The sequence below is a fragment of the Myxococcus guangdongensis genome (assembly GCF_024198255.1).
Classification (GTDB): Bacteria; Myxococcota; Myxococcia; order Myxococcales; family Myxococcaceae; genus Myxococcus; species Myxococcus guangdongensis.
This window is the reverse complement of record NZ_JAJVKW010000004.1, coordinates 778,324-803,644: the sequence shown is the minus strand read 5'-3', so window position 1 is coordinate 803,644 and position 25,321 is coordinate 778,324. Positions and strand designations below refer to the sequence as shown.

The 25,321-nt window shown below is 70.6% G+C and carries 25 protein-coding genes; 20 read left to right on the top strand and 5 right to left on the bottom strand.

The annotated features are described in order from the left end of the window. Nucleotide 1 precedes the first annotated feature (1 nt). The 18 genes from LXT21_RS16350 to LXT21_RS16265 all read left to right on the top strand — a co-directional run bounded on the left by LXT21_RS16350 (nt 2) and on the right by LXT21_RS16265 (nt 17,234). Nucleotides 2-391, top strand: coding sequence for a hypothetical protein (locus LXT21_RS16350; RefSeq protein ID WP_046713998.1), 390 nt, complete (start codon nt 2-4; stop codon nt 389-391). Between the two features lie 3 nt (nt 392-394). Further along, nucleotides 395-1,261 (top strand): hypothetical protein, encoded by an 867-nt coding sequence (locus LXT21_RS16345; RefSeq protein ID WP_254039056.1) that lies wholly within the window; start codon nt 395-397, stop codon nt 1,259-1,261. Nucleotides 1,262-2,811: 1,550 nt separating this feature from the next. Next, a complete protein-coding gene (locus LXT21_RS16340; protein WP_254039055.1) occupies nt 2,812-3,021 on the top strand; it encodes a hypothetical protein in 210 nt (69 codons plus the stop codon). Nucleotides 3,022-3,024: 3 nt separating this feature from the next. Continuing rightward, nucleotides 3,025-4,053 carry a hypothetical protein gene (locus tag LXT21_RS16335; protein WP_254039054.1) on the top strand — a complete coding sequence of 343 codons (1,029 nt, stop codon included), beginning with the start codon at nt 3,025-3,027 and terminating at the stop codon, nt 4,051-4,053. A 1-nt stretch (nt 4,054) separates the two neighbouring features. Then, nucleotides 4,055-4,939: a hypothetical protein gene (locus LXT21_RS16330; RefSeq protein WP_254039053.1), complete on the top strand. Its 885-nt coding sequence runs from the start codon at nt 4,055-4,057 to the stop codon at nt 4,937-4,939. Beyond that, nucleotides 4,936-5,481, top strand: a complete 546-nt coding sequence (locus tag LXT21_RS16325) for a hypothetical protein (protein ID WP_254039052.1) — start codon at nt 4,936-4,938, stop codon at nt 5,479-5,481. The genes LXT21_RS16330 and LXT21_RS16325 overlap by 4 nt, the downstream gene beginning before the upstream one ends. After that, entirely contained in the window at nt 5,478-6,110 is a 633-nt protein-coding gene (locus LXT21_RS16320) for a phage baseplate assembly protein V (protein ID WP_254039051.1), read from the top strand. Before LXT21_RS16325 ends, LXT21_RS16320 begins: the two co-directional genes overlap by 4 nt. Before the next feature lie 2 nt (nt 6,111-6,112). Further along, entirely contained in the window at nt 6,113-6,763 is a 651-nt protein-coding gene (locus LXT21_RS16315; protein WP_254039050.1) for a hypothetical protein, read from the top strand. Beyond that, complete coding sequence (locus LXT21_RS16310; protein ID WP_254039049.1) at nt 6,763-7,173, top strand: GPW/gp25 family protein; 411 nt, start codon at nt 6,763-6,765, stop codon at nt 7,171-7,173. Before LXT21_RS16315 ends, LXT21_RS16310 begins: the two co-directional genes overlap by 1 nt. A gap of 45 nt (nt 7,174-7,218) precedes the next feature. Next, nucleotides 7,219-7,707, top strand: coding sequence for a hypothetical protein (locus LXT21_RS16305; protein WP_254039048.1), 489 nt, complete (start codon nt 7,219-7,221; stop codon nt 7,705-7,707). Then, the gene (locus LXT21_RS16300; RefSeq protein WP_254039047.1) at nt 7,704-9,272 is read left to right on the top strand and encodes a baseplate J/gp47 family protein; all 1,569 of its coding nucleotides are present in this window, start codon (nt 7,704-7,706) and stop codon (nt 9,270-9,272) included. Before LXT21_RS16305 ends, LXT21_RS16300 begins: the two co-directional genes overlap by 4 nt. Further along, nucleotides 9,269-10,663 (top strand): hypothetical protein, encoded by a 1,395-nt coding sequence (locus tag LXT21_RS16295; protein WP_254039046.1) that lies wholly within the window; start codon nt 9,269-9,271, stop codon nt 10,661-10,663. The genes LXT21_RS16300 and LXT21_RS16295 overlap by 4 nt, the downstream gene beginning before the upstream one ends. Continuing rightward, on the top strand, nt 10,660-12,111 hold the full coding sequence (locus tag LXT21_RS16290) for a tail fiber domain-containing protein (RefSeq protein ID WP_254039045.1): 1,452 nt from the start codon (nt 10,660-10,662) through the stop codon (nt 12,109-12,111). Before LXT21_RS16295 ends, LXT21_RS16290 begins: the two co-directional genes overlap by 4 nt. Then, nucleotides 12,108-12,317: a hypothetical protein gene (locus tag LXT21_RS16285; protein ID WP_046714011.1), complete on the top strand. Its 210-nt coding sequence runs from the start codon at nt 12,108-12,110 to the stop codon at nt 12,315-12,317. The genes LXT21_RS16290 and LXT21_RS16285 overlap by 4 nt, the downstream gene beginning before the upstream one ends. A 28-nt stretch (nt 12,318-12,345) precedes the next feature. Further along, nucleotides 12,346-14,049, top strand: coding sequence for a hypothetical protein (locus LXT21_RS16280; protein ID WP_254039044.1), 1,704 nt, complete (start codon nt 12,346-12,348; stop codon nt 14,047-14,049). Nucleotides 14,050-14,062: 13 nt separating this feature from the next. After that, the gene (locus LXT21_RS16275) at nt 14,063-14,830 is read left to right on the top strand and encodes a hypothetical protein (RefSeq protein ID WP_254039043.1); all 768 of its coding nucleotides are present in this window, start codon (nt 14,063-14,065) and stop codon (nt 14,828-14,830) included. A gap of 111 nt (nt 14,831-14,941) precedes the next feature. After that, nucleotides 14,942-15,730 (top strand): hypothetical protein, encoded by a 789-nt coding sequence (locus LXT21_RS16270; protein WP_254039042.1) that lies wholly within the window; start codon nt 14,942-14,944, stop codon nt 15,728-15,730. 304 nt (nt 15,731-16,034) lie between these two features. Further along, entirely contained in the window at nt 16,035-17,234 is a 1,200-nt protein-coding gene (locus tag LXT21_RS16265) for a hypothetical protein (RefSeq protein ID WP_254039041.1), read from the top strand. A gap of 60 nt (nt 17,235-17,294) precedes the next feature. Here LXT21_RS16265 and LXT21_RS16260 read toward each other — a convergent pair whose 3' ends face one another. Beyond that, a complete protein-coding gene (locus LXT21_RS16260; RefSeq protein ID WP_323394547.1) occupies nt 17,295-18,689 on the bottom strand; it encodes an MFS transporter in 1,395 nt (464 codons plus the stop codon). A gap of 183 nt (nt 18,690-18,872) precedes the next feature. Further along, the gene (locus tag LXT21_RS16255; protein WP_254039120.1) at nt 18,873-19,853 is read right to left on the bottom strand and encodes a pirin family protein; all 981 of its coding nucleotides are present in this window, start codon (nt 19,851-19,853) and stop codon (nt 18,873-18,875) included. Nucleotides 19,854-20,162: 309 nt separating this feature from the next. On the opposite strand from LXT21_RS16255, the gene LXT21_RS16250 reads away from it, so the two are divergent. Further along, the gene (locus LXT21_RS16250) at nt 20,163-21,272 is read left to right on the top strand and encodes a heparan-alpha-glucosaminide N-acetyltransferase domain-containing protein (protein WP_254039040.1); all 1,110 of its coding nucleotides are present in this window, start codon (nt 20,163-20,165) and stop codon (nt 21,270-21,272) included. On the opposite strand, the gene LXT21_RS16245 is transcribed toward LXT21_RS16250, so the two are convergent. Beyond that, complete coding sequence (locus LXT21_RS16245) at nt 21,258-21,746, bottom strand: VOC family protein (RefSeq protein ID WP_223751793.1); 489 nt, start codon at nt 21,744-21,746, stop codon at nt 21,258-21,260. The genes LXT21_RS16250 and LXT21_RS16245 overlap by 15 nt on opposite strands. Nucleotides 21,747-21,845: 99 nt before the next feature. On the opposite strand from LXT21_RS16245, the gene LXT21_RS16240 reads away from it, so the two are divergent. Continuing rightward, nucleotides 21,846-23,741 carry a vWA domain-containing protein gene (locus LXT21_RS16240; RefSeq protein ID WP_254039039.1) on the top strand — a complete coding sequence of 632 codons (1,896 nt, stop codon included), beginning with the start codon at nt 21,846-21,848 and terminating at the stop codon, nt 23,739-23,741. Nucleotides 23,742-23,824: 83 nt separating this feature from the next. On the opposite strand, the gene LXT21_RS16235 is transcribed toward LXT21_RS16240, so the two are convergent. Together LXT21_RS16235 and LXT21_RS16230 are read right to left on the bottom strand one after the other, a co-directional pair. After that, a complete protein-coding gene (locus LXT21_RS16235) occupies nt 23,825-24,397 on the bottom strand; it encodes a hypothetical protein (protein WP_254039038.1) in 573 nt (190 codons plus the stop codon). 254 nt (nt 24,398-24,651) lie between these two features. Next, nucleotides 24,652-25,260, bottom strand: coding sequence for a hypothetical protein (locus LXT21_RS16230; protein WP_254039037.1), 609 nt, complete (start codon nt 25,258-25,260; stop codon nt 24,652-24,654). Between the last annotated feature and the right edge of the window lie 61 nt (nt 25,261-25,321).

The window sequence follows — 25,321 nt, the reverse complement described above, 5'->3', positions numbered from 1 at the left end:
GATGCCAACGGTATTCTCAGCCAACCGTAGCAGCATCCTCGTCGACGGCGAGGCCGTGGACGGTCTCCAGTCGCTCGCCTTCCGGGTCGTCACGGAACGCGAGGACATCCGCGCCATCGGCTCCAACGAGCGCGTGGACGTCATCTTCGGCCTGCGCACCGTCATCGGTGAGCTGGTCATCCGCTCCGCCGCCGTGAAGCTGGACTCGCTGCTCGACGCACGCGGCAAGTTCCAGCTGGTGGCCAACCTCAAGCGCACCGAGGGCACGGACGACACGCGCACCTTGTCCTTCGACGACTGCTTCGTCGAGAGCAAGTCGTTCCAGATGGACGCCCACGGCAGCGCCGCCACGACGTACGCCTTCACGGCGACCCGCCTGCGCGAGGAATAGTCCGTGAGGGAGGCGCCCGCGAGCCCACGCACGGAGTCGCCCGGAGCGTCGCTCTCCATCGAGATCGACGGCCGGCGATTCCACCTCCACACCCATGACTCCTCACGGGGCATCGAGGTGGAGGTCGCCTCCGGGGAGCGAGTCTCGCTCCGTCGGTGGGGCTTCGGGGCGCACCTGCGCGCGCTGGACTCGCATGCGCGGCTGGATGGCGCGGGGCTGGACTTCGACGCGGCGGGCTTCGCGCTCGACGTGCTGCGGGACTCCGGTGTTCCGGAGTCATGCTTCGGGGAGCTGGCGCCGCTCGCGCTGTGGTGGGCGTTGTGTGGACTTCGCGAGCCGTCCGTCGGGGCGCTCCCAGAGGGATGGTGGCAGGCGGGTGAGGTGCGTGCCCGGCTGCGCCCCTGGACGTTCGCCGAGCGCACCCAGGTGCTCGAGGCGAGCCTGCTCATGCGGGCCGATGGGGCCCGCGAGCTGAGCCTGGAGCGGTATCTGCGGGGGATGCTCGACGCGTCGGTCGTCGAGTGGGTCCCCGCGGTGGCGCTGGAGTCGCTGGACGGCGCCACCACCGCGGCGCTGCTGGAGGCGGTGGTCTCCATCAACGCGGCCCCCGCGAAGGCCGAGGACCGGATGCTGGAGGCTTCCGACAAGCAGGCTCGGGTCCTCGCGGAGGTGACGCTGAAGCTGTGCCGTGCCTTGGGATGGACTCCCGCCCAGGTCTGGGCGACGCCCGCCTCCGAGGTGGACCGACTGCTGGCGATGTTGAAGCTCACGGAGCCTCCTGTCGCGCCTGCGCGTCAGGCCCCCGCATCACGGGCCATGAGGCTGTCCGACTTTCCCGATGCCGTGGTCATCCAGGTGGAGGACGACTGATGCGAACGACGTTCACCACCGCGGAGCTGACCTCACGCCTGCGCGCTCCCGCGCTGCGTGTACTCGAAGGGGTCGCGCGGCAGCTCGGCGCTCGACTTCCGAGTCGTGAGGAGCCGCTCCGCGAGCCACCCGATGACAGCGCGACGGCTCGAACTGAAGCGGCCCACATGGCGCTCACACCGAGCCCGTCGGACCACCGCCACCAGGAGTCCGTGGCCGTGCGCTCCGGAGCTCACGTCGCGCCGGATGACGGAGCACGCGAGAAAAACGCACGCGGCCCTGAGACGTCCGCGGGGCTCTCGTCGAGGGCGGTCGCAGCTCCCCACGGAGCGCCTGTTCTTCCCGCACCGTCGAACGCGACGCCAGGTCCCGATCCCCGAGCATCCGAGCTGCTCGTTCCATCGACACATGCAGCGCGCGAGGCGCAGCAGGGCCCCGCGACGAGCCATGCAGCACCCGCCCCCGCTCTCTCGACTCACGAGGCTCGGCCGGGCCCCTCCGCGAGTCACGCACCGCACAGCACGCGTGCTCTCGCTTCGGTGAATGGAACGCGCGCGGCGCAGCAGAGCCCATCCGCGAATCACGCAGCGGACGGGACGCGAGCGCTCGCGCTCTCGGCGGATGGGACACGCGAGGAGCAGCAGAGCCCTTCCGGGAGTCACGCAGTGCACAGGATGCGCGACTTCTCCCCCGGAGCAGGGGCTCTCCGCGCGACGCTGGCCTCGTCTCGTGATGCGGTGCACGAGGACCGAGGTCTTCGCTCCGACTCTTCGGTCGAGGTGATGCGCGAGGATCCAGGCCTCACGCCGCTTGCATCATCGCGAGGAGCCTCGCCCACCGCTCGAGGGCTCGCCCCCGAAGCGCCCGCGCCTCACGCCTCATCGGGTGACGCGGTGCGAACCTCTGGCTCCACGACACCGCTCATGCGGCACGGAGCCCTCCCGCGGTCCGCCCCGTCGCGGACCTCCGAGACGGCTCCGAGCGAGCGGTTCTCCGACACCTCGATGCACGCGAGTGATGACGGACGCGGCATGGCCACGGCGCCCCTGCCCGTCTCCGTCGGACCGCGACCCGATTCATCGCCGCGCGCCAGCGTTCCCGGCGTGCTCCAAGGGCTCGAGGTCTCCACGGGGACCCGTGCCACTTCCGCCGGAACCACTCCCACGCCGGAAGGACTCCGCATCTCCGTCAGGTCCAACGAACCTGCCTCGCCGAAGCGACAGGTCGTCCGACTCATGCGCGCCCTGCCTCTCAGCAGTGCCTCTGGGCCCGAGACGGTCTCCGCGCCAATCCTCGGCACCGATGCGACGAACGTTCCGCCCCCTGACGAGCGAGCCTCCGCGGTCCCCCTCCCCTCGCCCACCACCGTGAGCGGGGCTTCCACGAGCGCGGACGTCGGCCCCCGCCCGCGCGTCGCGCAGTTGCTGTCACCGACACCTCCGTCGCCGCCCCAAGCCCGCCCCAAGTCCCGTCTCACGTTCGCGCCCCCCGAAGCGCCGTCTCCCGCTCCCCAGCCGACGCTCCCCCTCACGCGTGATGTCTCCCACGCGATGGCGCCGCTGCTCGAGCACGCGCGACAACTCTCCCTCCCCGCCCCGAGCGCCGAGCCCACCACCAGTTCCCCCGTCCAGAACACGTTCAACGTGAGCGTGCAGGTCGGCGCCGACAACACGGCGGCGGGCATGGACCGGCGCACGCTCGAGGACGCGCTGGTGGACATCCTCCGCGAGTCGGCACGTCGCCACGGACTGGAGGTCTGAGCCATGGCCGGCATCGGATACACGGTGAACATCGGCTCGCTCCGGGCCTCCAACACCTCCCGACAGGGCCAGGCCCTGGTCCGCTCCATCTCCAGCGAGCTGACGATGGACGGCGTGGGCGGACGGTGCACCGTGGAGCTCGTCCCCTCCGACGCGGCGCTTCCCGCCCCCGGAGCGTCCACCACCATCGCCCTGGACCCGGGCGACGGCTCCGTCACCGTCTTCACCGGACAGGTGCTGGAGACCCGCGCCGCCGCGGACTCCGCCGTCGTCATCGGCGGCGACGCGCTGACACAGCTCGCGCGCATCGACGCCACGGGCGCCTACGAGCAGATGTCCGCCGGCTCCATCGTGCGCGACCTGCTCGGGCTCGCGAGCGCGAAGGCGGGCACCGTCGAGGACGGCCTGACGTTCCCCAGCTACGTCCTCCACCGCGGCCCCCGCGCCCTGCGCCACATCCAGCGCCTGGCGGAGCAGTGCGGCTTCGACGTCTTCACGAACGGCAAGGGCCAGGTGCACTTCTCCGCGCCCAAGAAGGGCGGCGCGGACCATACGTTCGTCTACCGCACCCAGGTGCTGCGCACCCAACTGCATCAGGCCCTCCCCGTCATCGACGGCTTCGAGGTCTGGGGCGAGGGCGCGGCCAGCTCCCAGGGTGACAGCAAGGCCCACTGGCTCGTGGACGATGTCGCGCCCATCCACGGCAAGGCCGCCCTGGGCGACAAGGGCCAGGTCCGCGCCGGCTCCAAGGGCAAGCAGTCGCGCGAAATCAAGGACGGCTCCGTGCGCAGCGGCGACAGCGCCTCCGCGCAGGCCAAGGGCCGCGTCACCGCCCTGGCGTCACGCAAGCTCCAGGGCTTCCTCGTCGTGCTCGGCGCGCCCGCCGTCCAACCCGGAGACCTCATCGCCGTGAAGGACATCCCCGAGGGACATCCCGTGGAGGGCCTGCTCTCCGGACAGGTGCTCCGCGTGCGCACCGTGCGCCACCAACTCGACGCCCGCACGGGCTTCACCACCCGGATGGAGCTCTGACATGGCCGTCCGCATCGGAAGAATCGAGCTCGTCGGGCTCACGAAGATCTACACCGAGGACGCGCGCAACCTCGTGCAGCAGCGCGTGCCCGGTCAGGCCGGCAGCGTCTTCCAGGACCTGGGCCGCGAGCCCGTCACCGTGGTGATGGAGGGCCTGCTGCTCGGCGAGGACCCGCAGGCCGCGCTGGAGGAGCTGCGCCAGGCGCAGATGAAGGCGACGCCCCTGTCCTTCGCATCGGACGCCATCGCCGGCGCGGACCTCACCGACGTCCTCATCGCGGACTTCCAGGTGCGCCAGCTCGCGGGCCACCAGAGCCGCTTCAGCTTCTTCCTGCGCGTCAAGGAGTACGTCGAGCCCCCCGCCAAGGCGGACGCGGGCGTGGGCGCGGTGAACGACGCCGTCTCGAAAGACGCGCAGTCCTGGGCCAAGAGCTCCACGGATGCCGCGGGCGTGCTCCAGAAGCCGGAGTCGCTCATGGCCGCGGTGGACGCGAACCCGGAGCTGCTCGGCCACCTGTCGCCGGACGAGCTGGGCTCGGTGGTCAACGGCACCAAGGGCTCCCTCACCGGAGGCAACTTCAGCAGCCTGCTCGGCAAGCTCGGCAAGGTGAACCCCGGCGCCATCATCGGCTTCGTGCAGTCGCTCAGTCAGGCGGGGAGCCTGGGCGAGTTCATCGAGAAGCTGGCCACCGAGGGCATCAACATCCTGGAGCAGATGACGGGCCTGGACCTGGGCGACGCGCTCACCATCATCAAGGACATCGCAGGCGCCGGTGACTTCCTCGCCAAGGTCCAGCGCGTGGGCAAGGAGGCCGTCGCCCTGGGCGAGGTCATCAGCGGGTTCGATCCGCTCGGCCCCTTCAAGGACCTGGAGAAACTCCCGTGAGCACGACGGCCGACATCGTGGATGGCATCACCCGGTTCATCAAGGCGTTGGACGACCTGCTCGAGTCGAAGACCGTCACCGCCATCGTCAACCTGGTGCGCAAGTGCGGCATCGGCGCCCCCGTGAAGCTCGTCCTCGACGGCATGGACAAGGTGATGGACTTCATCATCACCTGGCTCGTCCGCCTGGAGCAGGTGGCGGCCATCCCGGAGCTGCTCGAGAAGCTGGACCCCGCGCTCGATGGGCTCAAGGCATTGGGCGAGAAGTCCGAGCAGGAGATGCGCGACATGGGCCTGGAGCCCCTGGCCCCGCTCGCGGGCGCGGCGCACGCGGCCCATCAGCTCCTGGAGAAGATCCGCGCGGGCGTCACCGTCGTCCTCCAGGGCTACCTGCCCAAGCAGTCCCTCGCGTCGCTGCGCGAGTCCGTCGTCGACCTGAAGGACACGTTGAAGGAGCTGGGACAAGCGCTCGTCGCCCCCGGCAACACGTCGTTCACCGCCCTGACGCCCGGCACCCCGCTGCTCACGGGAGGCGCGGCGTGAGCGACCTGGTCACCATCATCCGCGCCATCATCCGCGACGAGCTGGCCTCGCTGCGCCTGGGAGACCTGGGCGTGGTGACGAGCGCCTTCCCCCACGCGGACGGCGACGCGCACAACCACGAGTGCAACGTGAAGCTGCGCGAGAGCGGTCTGGAGCTGCGCCGCGTGCCCATCGCGACGCCGCACCTGGGCATGGTGAGCGCGCCGCACGCCGGGGACCTCGTCGTCATCACGTACCTCAACGGCGACGCCAACCGCCCCGTCATCACCGGCCGGCTCTACTCGGACAAGCTCAACCCGCCCATCCACGAAGCGGACGAGTGGCGCGTCGTCTCGCCTCCCAACGGCAAGACGTCCATCGCCATCGACCAGGAGCAGTCGGTGGTCATCACCGCTGGCGAGACCATCGTCACGGTGAAGCAGGACGACGTCATCACCATCAAGGGCAAGACGGACCTGTCGCTGGAGGTGGAGGGCAACGTGCAGCTCAAGTGCACCGACTGCACGGTGGACGCGTCCGGGAAGATCGACCTGGGCAAGAGCGGCAGCGGCGTCATCACCGAGAAGAGCCACAAGTGCTACTTCACCGGCGCGCCGCTCAAGGGCTCGCAGGACGTGAAGGCCAAGTAACCATGCCGGCACCGAGCGGAAGCGAGATAGGCGGCCTGGCGAAGGGCGCCATGCAGTCCGCGGGGCTCCGGGGAGAGAACGCCCCGGACCTGGCCACCGCGCTCGGTGACGCCTGCGGCCAGGCGTTCACCCTCTTCGCGAACATGGCCATCGTGTCGCCGGGCATCCCCGCCGCCGCGCCTCCGCCTCCGGGCGCGGGCAGCACCGCGGGCCCCGGCATGATGCTGCCACCGCCCGCGGGCGGCCCCGGCGCGTCGCAGATAGAGCCCATCGCCAAGGGCCTGCTCGCGTCCAACAAGATCAACGGCGAGCAGCGCGACGCGCTGGCGAAGGCCATCGCCCAGACGGTGGAGCAGGCCCTGATTCTCTTCACCACCATGGTGATGGTGGCCCCGGGGATGGCCATCGCGGGCTTCACCACCACGTCACCGGGCAGCCTCATGGGCGCGGCGCCCGCGAAGCCGATGCTGCAGCCGCTCGCGCTCGGCTTCCTCCAGGCCGGCGGCATCCGGGGCGAGAACGCGCCGGACCTGGCGGGCGCCATGGCGCAGACGCTGGCCGACGCGCTCACGCAGATGATGACGCGCCTGAAGGTCGCCCCGGGCATCCCCAGCTCACCCGGCGCGACCGCGGGTCCGGGGAGGTTGCTCTGATGGCGGACGAACTCAAGACCGACCTGCGCCTCTCGTTCAAGGAGTCGGGCGGCATGGACCTGGACTGGTCCGACGACGGCGGCGCCACGACGGTGAGCGGCAGGGACAACCTGGTCCAGGCCCTGACGATGCGGCTGCTCGTCTACCGGGGACACCTGGAGCAGCTGGGCCACCAGCGCTACGGCAGCCGGGTGGCGGACCTCATCGGCGAGCCACTGGACCGGGCCAACCTGGACCTGCTGCGCAGGTACGTGCGGCAGGCCATCAAGGAGGACCCGCGCGTGGACGAGGTGCTGCATCTCACCGTCTTCGCGAGGCCGGACCTCCCGGGCGCCGTGGATGTACGGGCGCGCATCCGCGCCATCACCGGCGACCCGGTGGAGCTGGGGCTGTCGCTCGACCTGGGCTGAGCGCGCGGGACACACGGGTACGGACACGACTTTGGGGAGAGCGTGATGAACGGCAAGGAAACGCAGGGCATGAACGGAGTGCTGACGCTCGAGATCTTGAACCTGGACGGTTCGCTGATGGAGCGCCGCAAGGTCCCCAACCTCATCACCATCGCCGGCAAGCGGCTGGTGGCGGAGCTGCTCATGGGGCGCGTCAACGCGTTGACCACGAGCTGGTCCATCGCCGTGGGCACCGGCACCACCCAGCCGCTGCCCTCCAACATCAAGCTCGACAACCAGGTGGACCTGGCCGCGGACACCGCGCCCAAGGTGGAGGAGATCACCCTGGGCGACGGCACCAGCCTGGTGCGCGCCACGGTGTCTGCCACCCTGCCGCCGCCGCCGGCCGAGGCCACGGTGCAGCCGCTGACGGAGGCCGGCATCCTCGTCACGCTCGGGACGGCCGCGCCCATCCTCTTCAACCGCGTGCGCTTCGAGGAAGTCAACCGGGGCTCCAACATGCTCATGAAGATGACGTGGGAGATCTCCTTTTGAGCCTCATCCCTCCGGAGACGACCACGTTCAGCGCCATCGTCGAGCGGCTGCTGGCGAACATGGGGGCGGGAACGGACCCCAACGCCGGAGGCATGGCTCGCACCCTCGCGGAGGCGTACGCGCGGGAGATGGCGACCTTCTACGCGATGATGGAGCTGGCGCACCGCTCGGGCTACCTGGACACCGCCGAGGGCGCGGCGCTGGACAACGTGGTGGCCGTGCTGGGCCTGACGCGCGCGCGCGCCGGACGCCTCACCGGCGAGGTGGAGCTCAGCCGCGCCGCGCCCGCGCCGGAGGACATCGGCATCCCCGCGGGCCGTCAGGTGACGGGCATGGCGGCGGACGGCAAGCCCCTGCCCCTCTTCGAGACGCGCGAGGACGCCACGCTGCGCAAGGGTGACACGCGCGTGCTCATCCCCGTGCAGGAGGTCCAGTCGGACGACGAGGACGCGCGTCAGGCGCCCCCCGTCATCGACCCCTTCCAACTGACGCTGATGCCCCGACCCATCCTGGGCATCGAGGCCGTCGCCAACCCCGCCCCCCTGCGCCGGGACTCGGAGGACGAGACGGACACCGACCTGCGCGCCCGCGCGCGCACCGCGATGCGCGACGGGGAGAAGGGCACGCTGGAGTCCATCGCCGCGGCGGTGCGCAAGCAGGGCGTCGAGCAGGTCACCGTGAGAGAGCCCCCGGACGCGCCCCCCGGCGTCGTCGACGTGCTGGTGGGTGACACGGACTTCGAGTCGGACGTCGAGGGCGTCCGGCGCGTCGAGGCCGCCATCCGCGAGTCCAAGGCCGCCGGCATCCACGTCCGCCTGCGCTACGCGCGCACCATCTTCTTCCTGCTCCGCTTCGATGTGGAGCCGAACGACGACGCCATGGACGAGGCGACGTTCGACCGGCTGCGGCGCGGGCTCCAGCAGAAGCTGTCCAGCTACATGCGGGAGCTGCCCGTGGGCACGTCGGTGAGCCGCCGCAAGCTGGAGGCGCTGCTCTTCGGCGAGCCCGCGGTGCGACGCATCTCCGACGTCGAGGTGGAGACGTTCGTGTGGGGGACCGCGCCCGAGGCGACGCTGGAGAAGACGCTCGTGAGCGAGTCGAAGAGCCGCCTGTATGGCGCCAACCGGGACTGGCGGCTGGAGTCGCTCGAGGCCGCGCGCGTGGACCTGGTGCGCAAGCCGCCGTCCATCTCCCGGCTGCGCCCGCCGACGTGGCGGCTGGACCTGGTCGTCACGCTCGTCCAGGGCGACACGCGCACGGCGGAGCAGGTGCGCGACGCGCTGCGCGGCGCGCTGGAGGTCTTCACGGCGCGGCTCACCGAGGAGGCCCAGCAGCGCGCCTCCACGGCGACGTACCTCACGCGCGCCAAGCTGGAGGACGCGCTGCGGACGCAGGCCCACGTCGCGGGGCTGCTGGGCTGTGACGTCACGCTGCAGTCGGGGGTCACCGTGGCCCTGGTCTCCGCGGGCGCCGCGCACGCGCTCCCCCAGGAGTTCACGCAGTTGGAGGTGACGGGCGACCTGCGCCTCCTGTTCGGCGGAGCGGAGCTGGTGGGGGTCGGATGAGCGCGGACCAGCGCAGACGCCGCATGGTCGGCTACCTCCCGCCGGTCCTCCAGTCGGGGCCGAAGCTCAACCACTTCTACTCCACGCTCGCCCAGGAGCTGGAGCAGATGGAGGCCGGGCTGACGCGGCTGATGCGCTCGCGCTGGTACACGCTGGCCCGGGGCTTCACCGTGGAGGCGTCACCCGAGGACAAGGCGCTCTCGGAGCTGGGCCAGCTCGCGGCGCTGCACGGGTTGTTGCCCCGTCGGGGAGAGTCCGCCGAGTACTTCCGCACGCGGCTGGCGACCGTCGTGGAGTTGCACCGCACGGGTCTGGGCTCCGCGTCCGCGCTGCTGCGGCTGGTCTCGCTGGTCTACATGGCGCGGCAACCTCCCGCGGTGACGTGGGAGGGGGGCCGGGCGGTGGCGCGCCTCGTCGTGCCCCGGAAGGACGGCACCTTCCGCCCCCTCACCCTCGAGTTGCTCGACAACCCCCAGACGCCCGCCACCGCGGGCTTCCGCGACGTGGGCGGCGGCCAGCGCCTGCTCACCACGAACGCGGGGCTGGAGACGGCGACGCCCACCATCACCCTCCGGGCGACCTCCCGCGAGGTCGCGGTCCCCGTCCTCCGGCACGCGGAGTCAGGGCTCGACCTCATCTACCTGGGCCGCATCCCCCAGGGCGCCACGCTGAAGCTGCGCGACGGCTTCTCGCCCATGCTCGACGGGGTGCCCGTGGAGCGGCCCATCATCCTGGCCCACCCCACCCGCTTCTCCGAGGAGAGCGGAACCAGCCCACCGACGCGCTTCGACGCGGTGGACTCCCGCTTCTCCGTGTTCAAGGAGGACCACCGGCTGCCGGAGCTGGCGCCCGGTGAGAACCACTGGACCTACAGCACGCTGGAGCGGCGCGAGGTGCGCGCCTACCTGCTCGGGTGGAGCGAGGAGGACGTGCTCGAGGCCGAGGCCCAGGCCCAGGCCCAACGAGACACCCCGCCGTTGGAGCTGCGCTTCGACTGGACGGAGGTGTCCCCCGCCACCTTCTCGCTGCGCATCCCCGCGGACCACATCCCGCCGCACCTCCTGGAGCCGAACGCGGAGGGCGTGACGCCCGGACTGCCAGGGCTGGTGCGGGAGCTGACCGCCGCGCTGGAGTACGGGCGGTGCGCCGGCGTCCGCACGCGCATCGAGCTGACGCTGCCCATGCCCGCGGAGGCGCTCGTGGCGCGCGAGGGCCGGCTGAGCGTCGAGCTGGAGTCGTCCTTCTCCGAGCAGCTCGTCCCGACGGACGCGCTGACGTCGTTCGGCTCCCACATCGAGTTGCACGAACAGTTCCCCGCGCCCCAGGAGTCGCTCACCTGGGGTGGCGTCTTCGACGGCACCCGTTTCGATACCTCGAGGTTCCAGCCATGAACGACCCCTACTACCCGGCCAGACCCGGTGACGCCATCCTGGCGGACACCTGGAACAACATGCAGGTGAAGACGCGGGAGGAGATCCGCGGCCACACCCACCGAGGCGGCGCCGACGGCAAGCAGCTGGCGGGCGACAGCATCTCCCCCTCCGCGATGCTGAAGGTGACGCGCGTGGAGGCCACCGAGAACCTGGTGGTGAAGAACACGGACGTCACCGCGCGCTTCCTGGAGCTGGAGAACCAGAAGCTGGCCCTCACGGGTGGCGCCCTGAGTGGCCCGCTGACGGTGAACGCCAACGTGGGCATCGGCGCGGCGCCGGGGACCAAGCGCCTGCTGGTGGTGGCACCGGTGAGCACCGAGGCCCCGCCGCCCCTGGAGGTGCGCACCACGGGCAGCCAGACCTGGGGCATCGGCCTCGTCATCAAGACGACGGCCGGCACGGAGGGCGCGTCCATGCTCCTGCGCACCCGCACCAAGAGCTGGCAGGTGCGCGGCCAGTCCGGCGCGGGGGCGTCAGGCCTTCAAATCACCGAGGACGGAGGCGACTCGGAGACGGGCTCGGGCTCGGGCACGCCGCGCCTGCACATCAAGGCTGGCGGCAACGTGGGCATCAACACCGACGACCCGCAGGGCGCGCTGGACGTACGCGTACCGGGAGGCTCCGCCGGCTTGGACCGCTTCGTGGTGAACCTGACGACCAACTGGTCTACCGATATCCCCCACGTCACCATCGGCGCCGGGCTGGGCAACGGCCTGATGATCCACAACCCCCACGTCTCCTGGGACAAGGGCGAGTCACGTGCCTCCATCCGCTACGGGATGACCGGCGGAACGGCCACGGGCGTGTACTGGGACGTGGGCGCCCGCGTGGACAATGGCTTCTCCTTCATGGTCAACAACACGACGACGATGTTCATGAACGAGAGCGGGAACCTCGGCATCGGGACGACGCGCCCCTCGACCCCGCTGCACGTCCAGCAACGCGCGGGGAACCTCGGCATCCGCCTCTCCGAGAACGTCTCGGGGCGGTTCGTGGACATGGCGATGGAGGGCCAGGGGACCTTCCACATCTACCACAGCAACGGCAATGGCCGTTACATGCCGCAGGATGGCGAGTGGCATAAGTTCTCGGACGTCCAGCTCAAGGACAACATCCAGACACTCGAGGGCATCCTGCCGCGCGTGCTCGCGCTGCGCCCCGTGAGCTTCGATTTGAAGTCCTCGGGGCATCATCAACTGGGGTTGATCGCGCAGGAGGTGGAGCCCGTGTTCCCGGAGCTGGTCTCGGACGCGCCGGCGCGCGAGGACGGCACGCCGCTCAAGGGGCTCGCGTACGAGGCCCTCAACGTGCTGGCCATCGCCGCGCTCCAGGAGCTCAAGGCGCACTACGACACACGCATCGCGGCGCTGGAGCAGCGCCTCCTCGACCCGGAGAAGCACGGATGAAGAGCCAAATCGAGAAGCGCCTCGCGGACCTGAAGGCCGAGCACGAGGCGGGACAGAAGATGCTGGCGGAGCTGGACGCGAAGCGCGCGGGCCTGGTGCAGACGATGCTGCGCATCGAGGGCGCGATGCAGGTGCTCCAGGAGCTGTTGCCCTCCGACGAGGCGAACAACGCCACCGTGACGAACCTCCCGCACGCCGCGCGCTGAACCTCCCCGCGGCGCAGAGACCCCTGCCATGAGCGACACGCGCGTCGGCGCCACGCTGACCTATACCGGAACGGCCACCCCTCCCACGCCCGCGCAGGTGCCGGTGGACCCGGCCGGGCTCGTCGTCGCGCTGGACGTGCCGGCGGGGGTGGTGTTGCTGCGCGCGTCGCTCGCCCTGCGTGCCCCGGGCGACGACGTGACGGTGAACCTGATTCCCACCGCCACGCTGGCCACGAGCACCGGGCAGAACGTGGTGGATGCCAACCAGGGCATCACCTGGCTCAGCCTGGACTGGGGCTCGCGGCGGCCCCTGTCCTCGATGGAGCTGACCCTTCCGGCGACGCCGACGCAGACCGCCAAGAAGGGCCGCCTGAGCATCGCGGAGGGCGGCGCCTGGTATCCGCCCACGCCGTCGGACACCGTGGGCGTCAACGCCGCGGAGCCCCTGCCGGGCATCTTCGCCAGCCGCCTGCTGGTCGAGTTCGTGGAGGCGAACAACTCCCATCCTCCGGTGGGGACGCCGAAGACGCTGTCGGCGACGAAGCTCGCGGGCATCACCCTGCGCGCGCCCGCGCGTCCGCCGGACCTCACCGCCTCCGCGGGCACGGGCTCGGGCGCGCTCTTCTTCCATCAGGCGCTCCCGTTGAACGCTCGCCAGGAGCTGGTGATGGAGGACGTGCTCACCCAGGCGCTCCAGCGCGCGTGGCCCGCGAACCTCGAGGCGGGCCGGGTGACGGTGTCCCTGCGCGCCTCCGGGCTGGGCATGTTCGACCGCGTCCGGCTGGCCCTGGACACGCTCGATTTCATCCAGCGCTTCAGCGATGGCGCCGAGCAGCGGACACTCACGCTGGACACGGACGGCACCGCCGTCGCGAGCGTCTGGGTGCCCGTGGATCGCGCGCTGTCGGAGGTGCGCTTCCACGTGCGCCACGCCCTGCGCGAAGAACACCTGCCCCTGGCGCCACGTCCACCCGCGCGGCCACCGTGCTCCCATCGCTGCGGCTCCGGACGCTCCGCTGGCCAGGCCTTCAGCGCGACGCGAGCCCCTGGCGCGTTGACGGCCATGGACCTCCACCTGCGCCTGGGGACGCGCCGCGTCGCGGGCACCGTCGCCATCCACGCGGATGTGTACGATCGGCCCGACGAGGCGCCGCTGCCAGGGAGCGTCGTGCCGCTGCTGCTCGAGGAGGAGGGACCACCGCCATGGGACGCGCGCTGGGTGTCCTTCACGCTCCCCAAGCCGCTCGCGCTGAACAAGGGGCGCTGGTGGGTGGTCGTGACCACCGACGAGGGAGAGGTCCTCTGGAGCCTCCTCGAGCGCGCGTCCGAAGCGCCCGAGCCCGGGACGATGACGCCGGACACCGCGCTCCATCGCACCGAGCCGACCGGGCCCTGGCTGCCGCGCGACAATGCGCTGCCTGGAGAGGACCCGGGAGCCGTGCCGCTCTGGGCCTGTGCCCGTCCCCGGCTCCGTCCCGCCGTCCCCGTGCCGCCACCACCGCCCCGGCTCCAGCTGCGCTGGGGCACGAAGGTGCTGGACGTGACACCGGACGGTGACGGCGTCGTCCACCTGGACGCGCAGGCCCTGACGGTGCTCACGCCACCGGGTGGGACGGGCGAACCACCGCCGCTCGAGCTCATCGTCCAATCCCGCGTGGCCGGTGAGGTCACCCTCTCCGGACTCCAGGTCGTCATTCCCCGGCAGGAGACGTACGCGCTCTTCCCGAGATAGCGAGCCCCACCCCATGCTCCTCGCCATCGAGTCCTACTTCCACGATGCGCTGCGCGCCGCGATTCCCGAGACGGTGGAGGTCGCGACCGGCCCCTCGCGAGGCCCCTCCGCCGAGATGGAGGCGCTCGTCGAGGTCATCGCCTCGCGGATGAAGCTCACGCTGCCCGAGGGAGATGACCTCACCGCGCTCCGACAACCGTCCTACTTCGCGCAGGTGCACCGCTGGGCCGGCAATGGCACCCGCAAGGACTTCACCCTGCCGGCGAACGCGACCGGACAGGTGGTGGAGGTGGAGTCACCGCCTGGGCGACCGCTGCGACGGGGGGACGACTACGTGGTGGAGGAGTCCACGCTGCGCCTGTACCGCGCGCCCGCGACCGCCAGCGAGGCCGTGGTGGCCTATCTGCGAGGGAGCCGCGCCGCGGGCTTCCTGGAGCGGCGGCGGTGTGAGCTGCGATTGTCCATCCGCGCGTGGGTGAAGGCCCCGGGCAACTCGGCGCCGCTGCTGTCCCGCGCGCTCGCCGCGGCCCTGGCCGCATCCGCGGACCTGGGGAACCTGGAGGATGAGGACACGGAGGCGGAGACGTCCGGGGTGCGTCTGCGATTGCTTCAACCCCAGGCCACCCTGGTGGAGGTCCATCGCACCTTGGAGCTGCAGGGCGACATCCCCTATCACCGCGCCCAGGCCCACTTCCTCGTTCGCGGAGAGCTGGAGCAGCTCGTCTCACTCGGCACGCCCGAGTCCGAGGGCATCATCCTCGAGGTGCGGCGGGAAACGTGAAATTAAGAACAAGCCGCAAAAGCTGAATTTGCAGAAATACTGGCATCGGTTGTCCAATCGACATTCGGGCGCGAGCACCCACGCGCGCGCTCCGAACCCAAGGACATCGCCATGCCCCGTCATCTTTCGACCCTGCGCACCCTGACCACGCTCACCGCCGTCGCCACGCTGTCCACCGCTTCCGCCGAGGAGCGCGCGAAGCCGGTGGCGCCCCAGGCCACGACGCCCACCGTGGTCATCACCGAGAAGGCCTCGACCCACGCGGCGCCCACGGTCTCCGACGCGCGGATGGAGTCGGTCGCGCGCACGTGCGGCGCGGACACCCTCGGGAGCATCGAGCCGGACGGCTCCATCCGCTGCCAGTCCAAGCCGGCCTCGCTCGCCCAGACGGCCCCGCGGGAGCTGCTCGCCGGGACGTACTACGTCTCCATCCCCGCCATCGCCTGCACGGCCCAGGGGACCGCGCCCTCGGGCGATTCCAACGCGTGCGGCGGCGGTGGCACCCTGCGTACCGACGGCGACAACCTCTTCCCCTGCAGCGTGCGCTCCAGCGCCACGCGCAACACGTACGTGTGCGGCCTCGAGCTGCCGAACGGAGCGCAGATCCAGGAGGTCATCGCCTTCGGCACCGACTCCTCCGCCGCCGGTTACTTCGAGGCCTCTATCTGGAGCACGGGCGACGGGACCTTCGGTCCGTTGTACTTCAGCAGCTTCGGTGGCACCTGGCAGAACTCGGGGGTGGCCTTCAGCGGCGGCTCCACCAACTTCCCCATCTTCTCCGCGTCCCAGCCGGCCCACACGGTGACGGCGGGCAACCGCTACACGATTGGCTTCGCCACGCGCGACCCCAACCAGAACACCTACGTCTACGGGTTCCGCGCCCGCTACTTCCTGCCGTAGTCCAAAGCACCCGCGCCGCCCGGTATGCCCTTCCGGGCGGTGCGCGCCACTCACGCCCCGTGCGGTATGTGATGGGTTGCGCCATGAACCGCAGGTGCCCTCCGCTCTCACGGTGGAGACATGCGCCGCGAGCGACACCAATCACACGCACAGTCATGTCCAGTCGTAAAATCCAGACAAAATAGCCAGTCCCGCGAAATCGTCCGCGACAATTCCGGACGCCTCCCGTTCAATCCAATGCATGGGAGGCCGTCACACCGGCGCCCATGTCATTCCAGTCAGCATTCGAGCGAAAGGGAGACGCATGGCGTCCTACGTCAGGGCTGTTTCGAGCGTGAAGGGTTTGCGTTGGGGTGCGGTGTTGCTGGCGGGCCTGGTGGGCTGTGAGCCCACGACGACGAAGGAGCCCGCGACGAACCACCAGGAGGTGGGCTCCCTCGAGGAGCAGGCCAGGCAGCTGACGGCGCCTCCGGGCTGTGAGGAGATCACCCTCGGGGAGATGGCCAACGGCATCGAGCTGACGCCCGTCAGGTACAACAACCAGCCCACGCTGCGCGGCGACTTCGGCAGCTTCGGAGACCCGGCCGCGCGAGACGCGGCGTTCATCCGGCTGGACGTGGACACGACGCCGGGCCTCTACAACCTGGCCACGGCGGGCGGCAACACCTTCGCGTGCGACCAGTGCGTCTTCGGGACCAAGGACGAGGGCGCGGCCACGCAGAAGGACCTGGTCGCCGAGTCTGGAACACTGCTGCTGGCGCTGAAGGTGTCCCCCGACCAGACCATCGGCGCCCTGGCCAACGTGGTGCTGCGCGAGGCCGTGGACGCCCCGCCCCTCAACGCGCCCTTCTGGGGCAGCGCGCTGGTGCCGGGCGGGGAGTGCAAGTGGATCCGCTTCGCGACGTGGAACACGGTGCGCCCGGGCGGGTGTGATCCACGGCAGGGCTCGCTGACGGCGAACCTGCCGGACACCACCTGCGTGCCGACCAACTACGTGGCCTCGGACGGCACGCTGGAGCGCGCGCTGGGGACCAAGACGCAGGGCGAGGCGTGCACCACCACACCGGCCGCGAGCGAGTACGAGCTGGCGTCGACGGACTGCGAGCAGGGCTACACCTGCTCGGACCTGCTCTCGGAGAACGCGCAGTGCACCAAGACGTGTGACTTCCTGGCCGCCGACCCCGGCTGTCCCGAGGGCATGATGTGCGGTGTCTACGGCCTGTGCACCACGCAGACCGTGCTGCGCTCCTTCGGCTTCCGGTTCGACACCGCGCCCATCGGCGCCACCTGCACCCCGGGCGTGACGTTCGCCGAGTTCTGCGGCAGCGAGGGCGCGCGCGGCACGTGTCTGGACCTGGGCCGCACGGGCACCGCCACCTGCCTGCGCTACGAGCGGGCCCGCACGAACTGCGGCCCCGGTGAGGAGCTGGGCTACTTCAACTACTCCCGTCCGCCCGGCGGCTTCGACCGCACCATGGGCTTCTGCTACCACGACGGCCTGTAGTCACCACCGTCCCTCGCGGCCCGGGGTGCCTCACGGGCCCGGGCCGCGGGTGTCTTGCCTTCAGCGCGCCGCGCGTCCGCCGATGCGCGAGCCCGCGTCCTCGGGCAGCCGGCGGAACAAGAACCCCGCCAGCGAGGACACCACGCCGATGGCGATGAAGGGCATCAGGAAGCGGTCTGGCGTCAGGGGCAGCTCTCCGGCTCCGCGCGCCAGGTGCAGCATGAGCGCGCCGAAGCTGATGCCCACGCTCAACGCCATCTGCTGCGTCACCACCGCCATGGTCGACGCCTGGCTCATCTTCTCCGGGGGGATGTCCGCATAGGCCACGGCGTTGATGGCGGTGAACTGGAGCGAGCGCACGAAGCCGCTGACGAACAGCGTGGCGACGATGACCGGGATGGGCGTACCCACGCGGAACAACGCCGGCACGGCCGTCAGCACCGCGGCGGCCAGGTTGGAGCCCGTCAGCGTGGCTCGGAAGCCGAGCTTGCGGATGACCCACGGCGCCAGCGGCTTGCAGGACATGGCCCCCAGGCCCGTGCCGATGGTCATCATCCCCGCCTCGAAGGGGCCCCATCCCAGGCCCACCTGCAGCAGCAAGGGCAGCAAGAAGGGCGTCGCGCCCAGCCCCATCCGCACCAGCCCTCCGCCCGCGATGCTGGCGCGGAACGTGGCCACCTTGACCAGCCGCACGTCCAGCACGGGACGATGGCGCGGCAGCGCGTGGCGCACGTAGAGCACGCCCGCGCCGACAGCCACCAGCGCCATGCCCAGCTGCGTCTCCAGGGGCACCAGCCCCACGCCCAGCGTCTCCACCGCGACAATCGTCAAGGTGATCGCCACGGCGGCGATGGCATAGCCCTTCCAGTCGAACGGCCCCGGGTGCGGCTGGGGCAGCTCTGGCACGAAGCGCGCCACCGCGAGCATGCCCAACAGGCCCACCGGCACGTTGACGAAGAAGATCCACGGCCAGTCCGCCACGCCCAGGATGAGCCCCGCGATGGGTGGACCGATGAGGGGTCCCACGAGCGCGGGCATGGTGAACCAGCTCAGCGCGGACACCAGCTTCTCGCGCGGGGCCGAGCCCACCACGATGAGCCGCCCCACGGGCGTCATCAGCGCGCCGCCCAGGCCCTGCAGCGTGCGGAAGAGGACCAGCTGCGGCAGCGTGCGAGAGAAGCCGCACAGCACCGAGCCCAGCAGGAACACGCTCATCGCGACCAGGAAGACGCGACGAGGCCCGAAGCGGTCCGCCACCCAGCCGCTCGCCGGCGCGAGCACGGCCAGGGCCAGGATGTACGACGTCAGCGCCAGCTTGAGGTGGATGGGGTCCGTGCCGAAGGCCGCGGACAACGTCGGCAGCGCGGTGGACAGCGCGGTCGAGTCGACGAACTCCATGAACAGCGCGCTCGCCACCGCGATGGACGCCAGCCGGGAGCCTCTCTGGGAGGACACAGGCGGCGAACCGGGTGGAGAGGAGCCTGGGGAGTCGGACACCCCTCTTCTATGCACATGTGGCCGCGCGCCTGTCACGCTCGACGACACTGCGCGCGGGCGGCCCCTCGCTCACCCTGCCACCGGGCGGCCGGCACGCGGCCGACGCCCCGGTGGGCTCGCGGGCGGGGCGCGCGGGACTCGTCAGGCCGGCCGCTCCAGCCGACCATCCGCGTGCCGGGCGAAGCGGCCCTCCTCCCGCGCGTGCACCGGGTCATCGCTCTTCCAGGGCCACCCGCCGAACTGGGTGCGCTGGTAGTCGTTGAACGCCTGGACGATCTCCTGCCGCGAGTTCATGACGAACGGTCCGTGCTGCACGACGGGCTCGTTGATGGGACGCCCCTGGAGCATGAGCAGCTCCGTCTCTTCCGGGCCGTTCTCCAGCAGCGCGTCGGCGTCCGGACGCAGCTGCAGCACATGCCGGGCGGGGACCTCGCGGCCGCCGACCTTCAGCGCGGAGCCCTTGAAGAAGTACACGAAGCGGTTGCTGCCGCGCTGGGCGGCGGGCAGCGTCCACCGCGCGCCGGGCGCCAGCTTCACCGTCCAGATGGCCACGTCCGAGTCCCCGCGCGCGGCCCACGACTTCGGCGGAGGCGACGGCGGCTTCGCGTCCCCCAACGTGCCGGCCACCACGGTGATTTCGGTGGTGCGCCCCGCCTCGTCCTTCACCACCTGACGCGGGATGGCGTGGTTCCAGAGCATGGAGAAGTGCGGCGCCACGAGCTTGTCGGCGCTCGGCAGGTTGAGCCAGATCTGAAACAGCTCCACGGGGTTGGGCGCGTCCTTCTTCAGGAGCGGGAACATCTCCGAGTGCAGCACGCCGCTGCCCGCCGTGAGCCACTGCACGTCCCCGCCGCCGAAGCGCGCCGCGGCGCCGAGCGAGTCCGAGTGGTCCAACAGCCCGCTGCGCACGATGGTCACCGTCTCGAAGCCCCGGTGCGGGTGCTGCGGGAAGCCCGGCACCACGGTGCCGTGGTACATGTTCCAGCCGTCGCGGCCCTCGAAGTCCTGGCCCAGCTGCCGGCCCGCCAGCGACGCGGTGGGCCCCAGCTGTTCGTTGCCCTGGGGGTAGGCGTCGACGTGGTGGACGCAGAACAGGAACGGGTCCGGCGTGGGCCAGGGCATGCCCCGCAGCGGGCTCATCCCCAGGATGACGGGTGGCGCTTCACTCCCCTTCGACGACTGGCTCATCCCCTGCTCCTCCGCCTTTTCCGGGCGCTTCGTACAGCTCGCCGTGGTGGTGGCCCCCGCCACCGCAAGCAACCGCAGCGCCGCTCTCCGACTGACTTCCTCGCTCAAGGGGCCTCCTCCCACGCGTGATGCCGTCCGGAGCCTCTAATCCCGGCCAGCCCGGGGCGCATTCTTTCACGTCTGGGGGTCGCCAGCCCGCTCCCCATACACCTTCGCCCGGCGTTGCCGTAGGGTTCGCCCGCCGTGAGCCCATCCCCCACCCTCGCCGTGTCCCAAGAGCGCGTGCGCGCCATCGACTGGCTGCGCGGCATCGCCGTGCTGTTCATGGTCCAGACGCACTCGCTGGCCCTGCTCACCCCGGAGCTGCGCAAGAGCGTCTGGGTGGGCCGCCTGCTCAAGGTGGATGGACTGGTGGCCCCCGCCTTCATCTTCTCCGCGGGCTTCGCCCTGGCGCTGGTCATGGTGCGCAGCGCCGCCGCGGGGACGCTGCGCGAGCGCGTGCCGCGAAACCTCCGCCGCACCTTCGAGGTGCTGCTGGTGGCCTCGCTGGTCAACTGGGCCTGGTTCCCCCTGCTGAGCGAACCCCAGTGGCTCTTGCGCATGGACATCCTCCAGTGCGTGGGCGTGTGTCTGCTCCTGATGCTGCCGGTGGCCGCCCTGCTTTCCTCGCGTCCCCGCGTGCTCGCGGGCCTGAGCCTGACGCTGGCCTTCACCGTCTTCGCGGTGGCGCCGCTGGGAGAGCAGGTGACGGGGCCGTGGGCCACGCTGACGAACAAGTCCTCCTTCGCGCCGTTCCCCCTGCTGCCGTGGCTGGGCTTCGGGTGGCTGGGGGCGTTCGCGGGCACGCTCGCGGGGGCGTGGGGCCGGCGCGTGCTGACCCTGGCCTTGTTGGCGCTGGTGACGGTGGGCGCCGTGGGCGCGGCGTCCGGAGACTTCCTCTTCCAGCTCTATCCGCACCACCGCTTCTTCGTGGCCAACCCGTCCAACTCGGCGGCGCGCTTCGCGTGGGTGTGCGCGGTGCTGCTCGGGCTGATGTGGCTGGAGGGGCGCGTGCCGGAGACGAGCGCGCCGTCGCGGACGCGGCGGTTCATCGAGGTGTTCGGCACCTCGTCGCTCTCCGCGTACTTCTTCCACGAGATGCTGCTGTTCTATCGAATCGGAGGCGTCTTCTCGTTCCAGCGCTTCTGGGGGGACCAGAGCGACTGGCCTCGATACTGGCTGCTCACCGCCGTGCTCATCGTCGCCACGTGGATGTTGTGTCTGGCGTGGGATGGGCTGGAGCGCCTGGTGAAGAGCGCGCTCCGGGCCGTGACGAAGCGACCGCGCGGGGCGCTGACGTCAGTGGGAGGCTGACGCCAGCTTCTCGAAGGCGGAGACGACCTCCGGCGGGGCCTGCACCAGTTCGATGAGCACACCCTCTCCGCTGTAGGGGAACTGCTCGTTGGCCTTGGGGTGCACGAAGCAGATGTCGAAGCCCGCGGCGCCCTTGCGGATGCCACCGGGGGCGAAGCGCAGGCCCTGCTTCTCCAACCACGCCACGGCGACGGGCAGGTCATCCACCCACAGGCCCACGTGGTTGAGCGGCGTCTCGTGGACCCGGGGCTTGCCCTCGGGGTTGATGGGCTGCATCAGGTCCACCTCCACCTTGAAGGGGCCCGCGCCGGCCGTGACGATGTCCTCGTCCACGTTCTCGCGCTCGCTGCGATAGGTGGAGTGAGGCGTCAGGCCCAGCAGGTCCACCCACAGCTTGCGCAGGGGGGCCTTGTCGGCGGCGCCGATGGCGATCTGCTGGACGCCCAGGATTCGGAAGGGTCTCGAGGTCTCCATGAGGGGCACCCTCTCACGGGAAAATCCGGGGGAATAGACCCATTTCCCAGGTCATGCGTTTCGAAGCGGCGAACGTCGTATCCGTCCCCCGGAGAACGCATGTCCCAGTCCTTCCTGAAGCGCCGCCTGACCCAGTGGGGAAGTGCCCTGCTCGTCGCCTGCACCCTGCCGGCCTGCACGTCGTCCAAGCCGACCGCGGAGGGCATCGCCGCGGCCCCCCAGGCCGACTTGAAGCCCCGGGCCGTCCACCGTGATGACGCGGCGCAGGACGACGCCAAGAAGGACGAGCGCAGGCAGAAGGCGCCCACGGGCGCGGTGGCCCAGACGACGACGGTCAAGCCCGAGTCACCCAATGCCGGGGCCGCGACGCCCCCTCCTCCGCCGCGCATGGCGGAGCCCGAGCGCGAGTACGAGGACTCCTCCGCGGTGGAGGCGGCCCCCATGGATGAGGAGAACGCCATGGTGGTGGCCGCGCCGAGCCCCGCCACGCTGGCCGGCGCGGGCGCCGCGCCCAAGTCCATGGAGTTCGCCAAGCGCGCGGCCCCCGGCCCCAACAAGAGCATGCCGGGCCTCCCCATGCGCATGCCCGCGCAGGACCGCCTGGCCCCGGCGGAGGCGGACGCGTCGCACCAGGGCAACACGTTCGAGAACTGGAAGCCCAACGTCTTCACCGAGACGGCCAAGGACCCGCTGTCCACCTTCGCCGCGGACGTGGACACCGCGTCGTACACGGTGGCCCGCCGCTACCTGCAGCAGGGCAACCTGCCGCCGACCTCCGCGGTGCGCGTGGAGGAGTTCGTCAACTACTTCAAGTACCGCTACGCCCCGCCGGAGAAGGGCGCCTTCACGGTGCACCTGGAGGCGGCGCCCTCCCCGTTCGATGCGAAGCACCACTTCGTGCGCGTGGGCGTGCAGGGCAAGGTCGTCTCGCGCTCGCAGCGCAAGGCCGCACACCTGGTGTTCCTCATCGACACCAGCGGCTCCATGGCGTCGCAGGACAAGCTCCCGCTCGCCAAGGAGGCCATCAAGATCGCCGTGAAGAACCTCAACGAGAACGACACGGTGGCCATCGTCACCTACGCGGGCTCGACGCGGGACGTGCTGTCGCCCACGCCGGCCACGGACGTCAAGCGCATCCACGCGGCGCTCGACGGGCTGGAGTCCGGCGGCGGCACGGCGATGGGCTCGGGCATGGAGATGGCCTACAAGCACGCGGTGAAGAAGGCGTCCGGGCAGGTCATCTCCCGCGTCATCGTGCTCACCGACGGTGACGCCAACATCGGCAGCGTGTCGCCGGACGCCATGCTGGAGAGCATCCACAAGTACGTGGCCGAGGGCGTCACGCTCACCACGGTGGGCTTCGGCATGGGCAACTACCGCGACGACATGATGGAGAAGCTGGCGGACAAGGGGAACGGCAACAGCTTCTACGTGGACAGCTACAAGGAGGCCAAGAAGGTCTTCGAGACGCAGCTGACGGGCACGCTGGAGGTCATCGCCAAGGACGTGAAGCTGCAGGTGGAGTTCAACCCCGCCTCGGTGAGCCGCTACCGCCTGGTCGGCTACGAGAACCGCGACGTGGCGGACAAGGACTTCCGCAACGACAAGGTGGACGCGGGTGAGATTGGCGCGGGCCACAACGTGACGGCGCTGTACGAGGTCGAGCTGGTCAAGGGCGCCACGGAGTCGCTGGCCACGGTGCGCGTGCGCGCCAAGGCGCCCAATGGCACGGAGGCCTCCGAGCAGGCCTTCCCGCTGGAGCGCTCGCTGCTGCGCGGCTCGCTGGAGGCGGCCTCGCCCGACTTCCGCTTCGCGCTGGCCGTGGCCGCCACCGCCGACGTGCTGCGCGGCAACCCGGCCGCCGAGGGCTGGAGCCTGGCCACCGCGCAGAAGCTGGCCGAGGGCGCCGTGGGCGGTGACGCGGACCGCGCCGAGTTCGTCCGGCTGGTGACGCAGGCCCGCGCGCTGTCGGGTGCCTCGGCGCGCGGTCGCTGAAGAGAGGTTCGCTGTCGGGGGTCGTGGGGTGGAAGGCCCACTGGGGGAGCCTTCCACCCCACTTTTTATGTCGGCCCGCCCGCTCAGAACGCGAGGACGGTGCCCGGCGTGGTGCTGGTGAAGAAGTCGGGGTACGACACCACGAACTCCGAGCCGGTGCCCGCCTCACCGTAGATGACACCGGCCTTCGTCCCGTAGGACGTCAGCGTCGTGCCATCCAGCTCGATGGCCACCGACGTCAGGTCCACCGTGCCGGACACCTGGTGGCCGTCCCGCCGGACGATGGTCATCGTCTCCGGGTCCACGTGGAAGAAGCTCAGCGTGCGGTAGGGCCCGCCGCCGTAGCTGCTCTTGTAGGTGAGCCCCACCGCCACGCCCAGCTCGTTGGCCGCGACGTGCAGCGAGGGGGGCGCGTAGCCACTGGACGACGGCAAGGACAGGCTCGCCGCGGCCCACGGGCACGACGCGGACGCGCGTCGGTGCAGCTTGTTCTCCGTGACGGGAGGCACCGGCGCCTCTGTCACGACCACCGACGTCACCTCGAAGGTGCACCCCCTGGACGTCGCCGAGGACGACAGCGCCGCCTCACGGGCCTCCAGGGTCTCGTCGCGCTCGCTCCCGGGAGCCTCGCCACCACAGGCGGCGAGGACCGACATCGCACAAAGACAGACAGACTTTTTGAAGAACCCCATGACGTGACAACCTCCGGTCAATGAATGCTGCGGCGGCACCGTACCACCGCTGCAATCCATTGCGCCCGGAATCGCAACCCAGACAGGCTCACGTCATGAAAACTCCGACCCCGTCCTCTCTGCCTTCGAGGATCACCTGGGTCCGACCCACGCGCAGCCGCTGACGCAGACGTTCGTTGTCGGGGGCGCGGGGTCTCAGGCCCTCCAAGCCGCGTCGCTCAATACGCGACGACCGTGGGCGGGGTGGTGCTGGTGAAGAAGTCTGGGAACGTCGCAACGAAGTTGCCGCCACTGCCCGTCTCGTTGCCCAGTCGACCCGACTTCGTCCCACCCGCGGTGAGCGTGGTGCCGTCCGAGCCGATGGCCAGGTAGCCCAGCCAGACGCTGCCGGTGCCCAGGTACACCGCGAAGCCGGAGCTCCGGACCACGGTCATCAGCTCCGGGTCCACGTGCCGGATGCCCACCGTCATGGGCGAGCTGCCGCTGTAGCTGTTCTTCACCGTGAAGCCCGCGGCCACGCCCAGGTCATTGGCCACCAGGTTCAGGCCCGGCGTGGCGATGACGGAGCTGCCCAGCCCGACGCTGGCCGCGGGCCAGGCGCACGTCCCGGACGCCAGCCGGTTCAGGAGGATGTCGTGGATGGGCGGCACCGTGCCCGCACGCACCACCGAGGTGAGCTCGAAGACACACCCTCGGGACACGGCCGAGACCAGCTCCGCCTCTCGGACCTCGAGCATCTCCTCCAGCCCTCCCGTCGGCGCATCCACACCACAGGCCGGAAGGACCATCGCCGCACAAAGATAGACAGCGCGTCGGAAGCTTCGCATGACGTGACGACCCCCTTGTTCGCGAAAAAGCGACCGCACGCTAGCAGCCTGCAAGTCATTG

What these genes read in the sequence shown, in the direction of transcription:
- LXT21_RS16350 (WP_046713998.1), top strand. Translation starts at nt 2, where the DNA reads ATGCCAACGGTATTCTCAGCCAACCGTAGCAGCATCCTCGTCGACGGC.
- LXT21_RS16340 (WP_254039055.1), top strand. Translation starts at nt 2,812, where the DNA reads ATGGCGCCGCTGCTCGAGCACGCGCGACAACTCTCCCTCCCCGCCCCG.
- LXT21_RS16335 (WP_254039054.1), top strand. Translation starts at nt 3,025, where the DNA reads ATGGCCGGCATCGGATACACGGTGAACATCGGCTCGCTCCGGGCCTCC.
- LXT21_RS16330 (WP_254039053.1), top strand. Translation starts at nt 4,055, where the DNA reads ATGGCCGTCCGCATCGGAAGAATCGAGCTCGTCGGGCTCACGAAGATC.
- LXT21_RS16315 (WP_254039050.1), top strand. Translation starts at nt 6,113, where the DNA reads ATGCCGGCACCGAGCGGAAGCGAGATAGGCGGCCTGGCGAAGGGCGCC.
- LXT21_RS16310 (WP_254039049.1), top strand. Translation starts at nt 6,763, where the DNA reads ATGGCGGACGAACTCAAGACCGACCTGCGCCTCTCGTTCAAGGAGTCG.
- LXT21_RS16305 (WP_254039048.1), top strand. Translation starts at nt 7,219, where the DNA reads ATGAACGGCAAGGAAACGCAGGGCATGAACGGAGTGCTGACGCTCGAG.
- LXT21_RS16295 (WP_254039046.1), top strand. Translation starts at nt 9,269, where the DNA reads ATGAGCGCGGACCAGCGCAGACGCCGCATGGTCGGCTACCTCCCGCCG.
- LXT21_RS16290 (WP_254039045.1), top strand. Translation starts at nt 10,660, where the DNA reads ATGAACGACCCCTACTACCCGGCCAGACCCGGTGACGCCATCCTGGCG.
- LXT21_RS16285 (WP_046714011.1), top strand. Translation starts at nt 12,108, where the DNA reads ATGAAGAGCCAAATCGAGAAGCGCCTCGCGGACCTGAAGGCCGAGCAC.
- LXT21_RS16280 (WP_254039044.1), top strand. Translation starts at nt 12,346, where the DNA reads ATGAGCGACACGCGCGTCGGCGCCACGCTGACCTATACCGGAACGGCC.
- LXT21_RS16275 (WP_254039043.1), top strand. Translation starts at nt 14,063, where the DNA reads ATGCTCCTCGCCATCGAGTCCTACTTCCACGATGCGCTGCGCGCCGCG.
- LXT21_RS16270 (WP_254039042.1), top strand. Translation starts at nt 14,942, where the DNA reads ATGCCCCGTCATCTTTCGACCCTGCGCACCCTGACCACGCTCACCGCC.
- LXT21_RS16265 (WP_254039041.1), top strand. Translation starts at nt 16,035, where the DNA reads ATGGCGTCCTACGTCAGGGCTGTTTCGAGCGTGAAGGGTTTGCGTTGG.
- LXT21_RS16255 (WP_254039120.1), bottom strand. Translation starts at nt 19,853, where the DNA reads ATGCCCTGGCCCACGCCGGACCCGTTCCTGTTCTGCGTCCACCACGTC.
- LXT21_RS16245 (WP_223751793.1), bottom strand. Translation starts at nt 21,746, where the DNA reads ATGGAGACCTCGAGACCCTTCCGAATCCTGGGCGTCCAGCAGATCGCC.
- LXT21_RS16240 (WP_254039039.1), top strand. Translation starts at nt 21,846, where the DNA reads ATGTCCCAGTCCTTCCTGAAGCGCCGCCTGACCCAGTGGGGAAGTGCC.
- LXT21_RS16235 (WP_254039038.1), bottom strand. Translation starts at nt 24,397, where the DNA reads ATGTCGGTCCTCGCCGCCTGTGGTGGCGAGGCTCCCGGGAGCGAGCGC.
- LXT21_RS16230 (WP_254039037.1), bottom strand. Translation starts at nt 25,260, where the DNA reads ATGCGAAGCTTCCGACGCGCTGTCTATCTTTGTGCGGCGATGGTCCTT.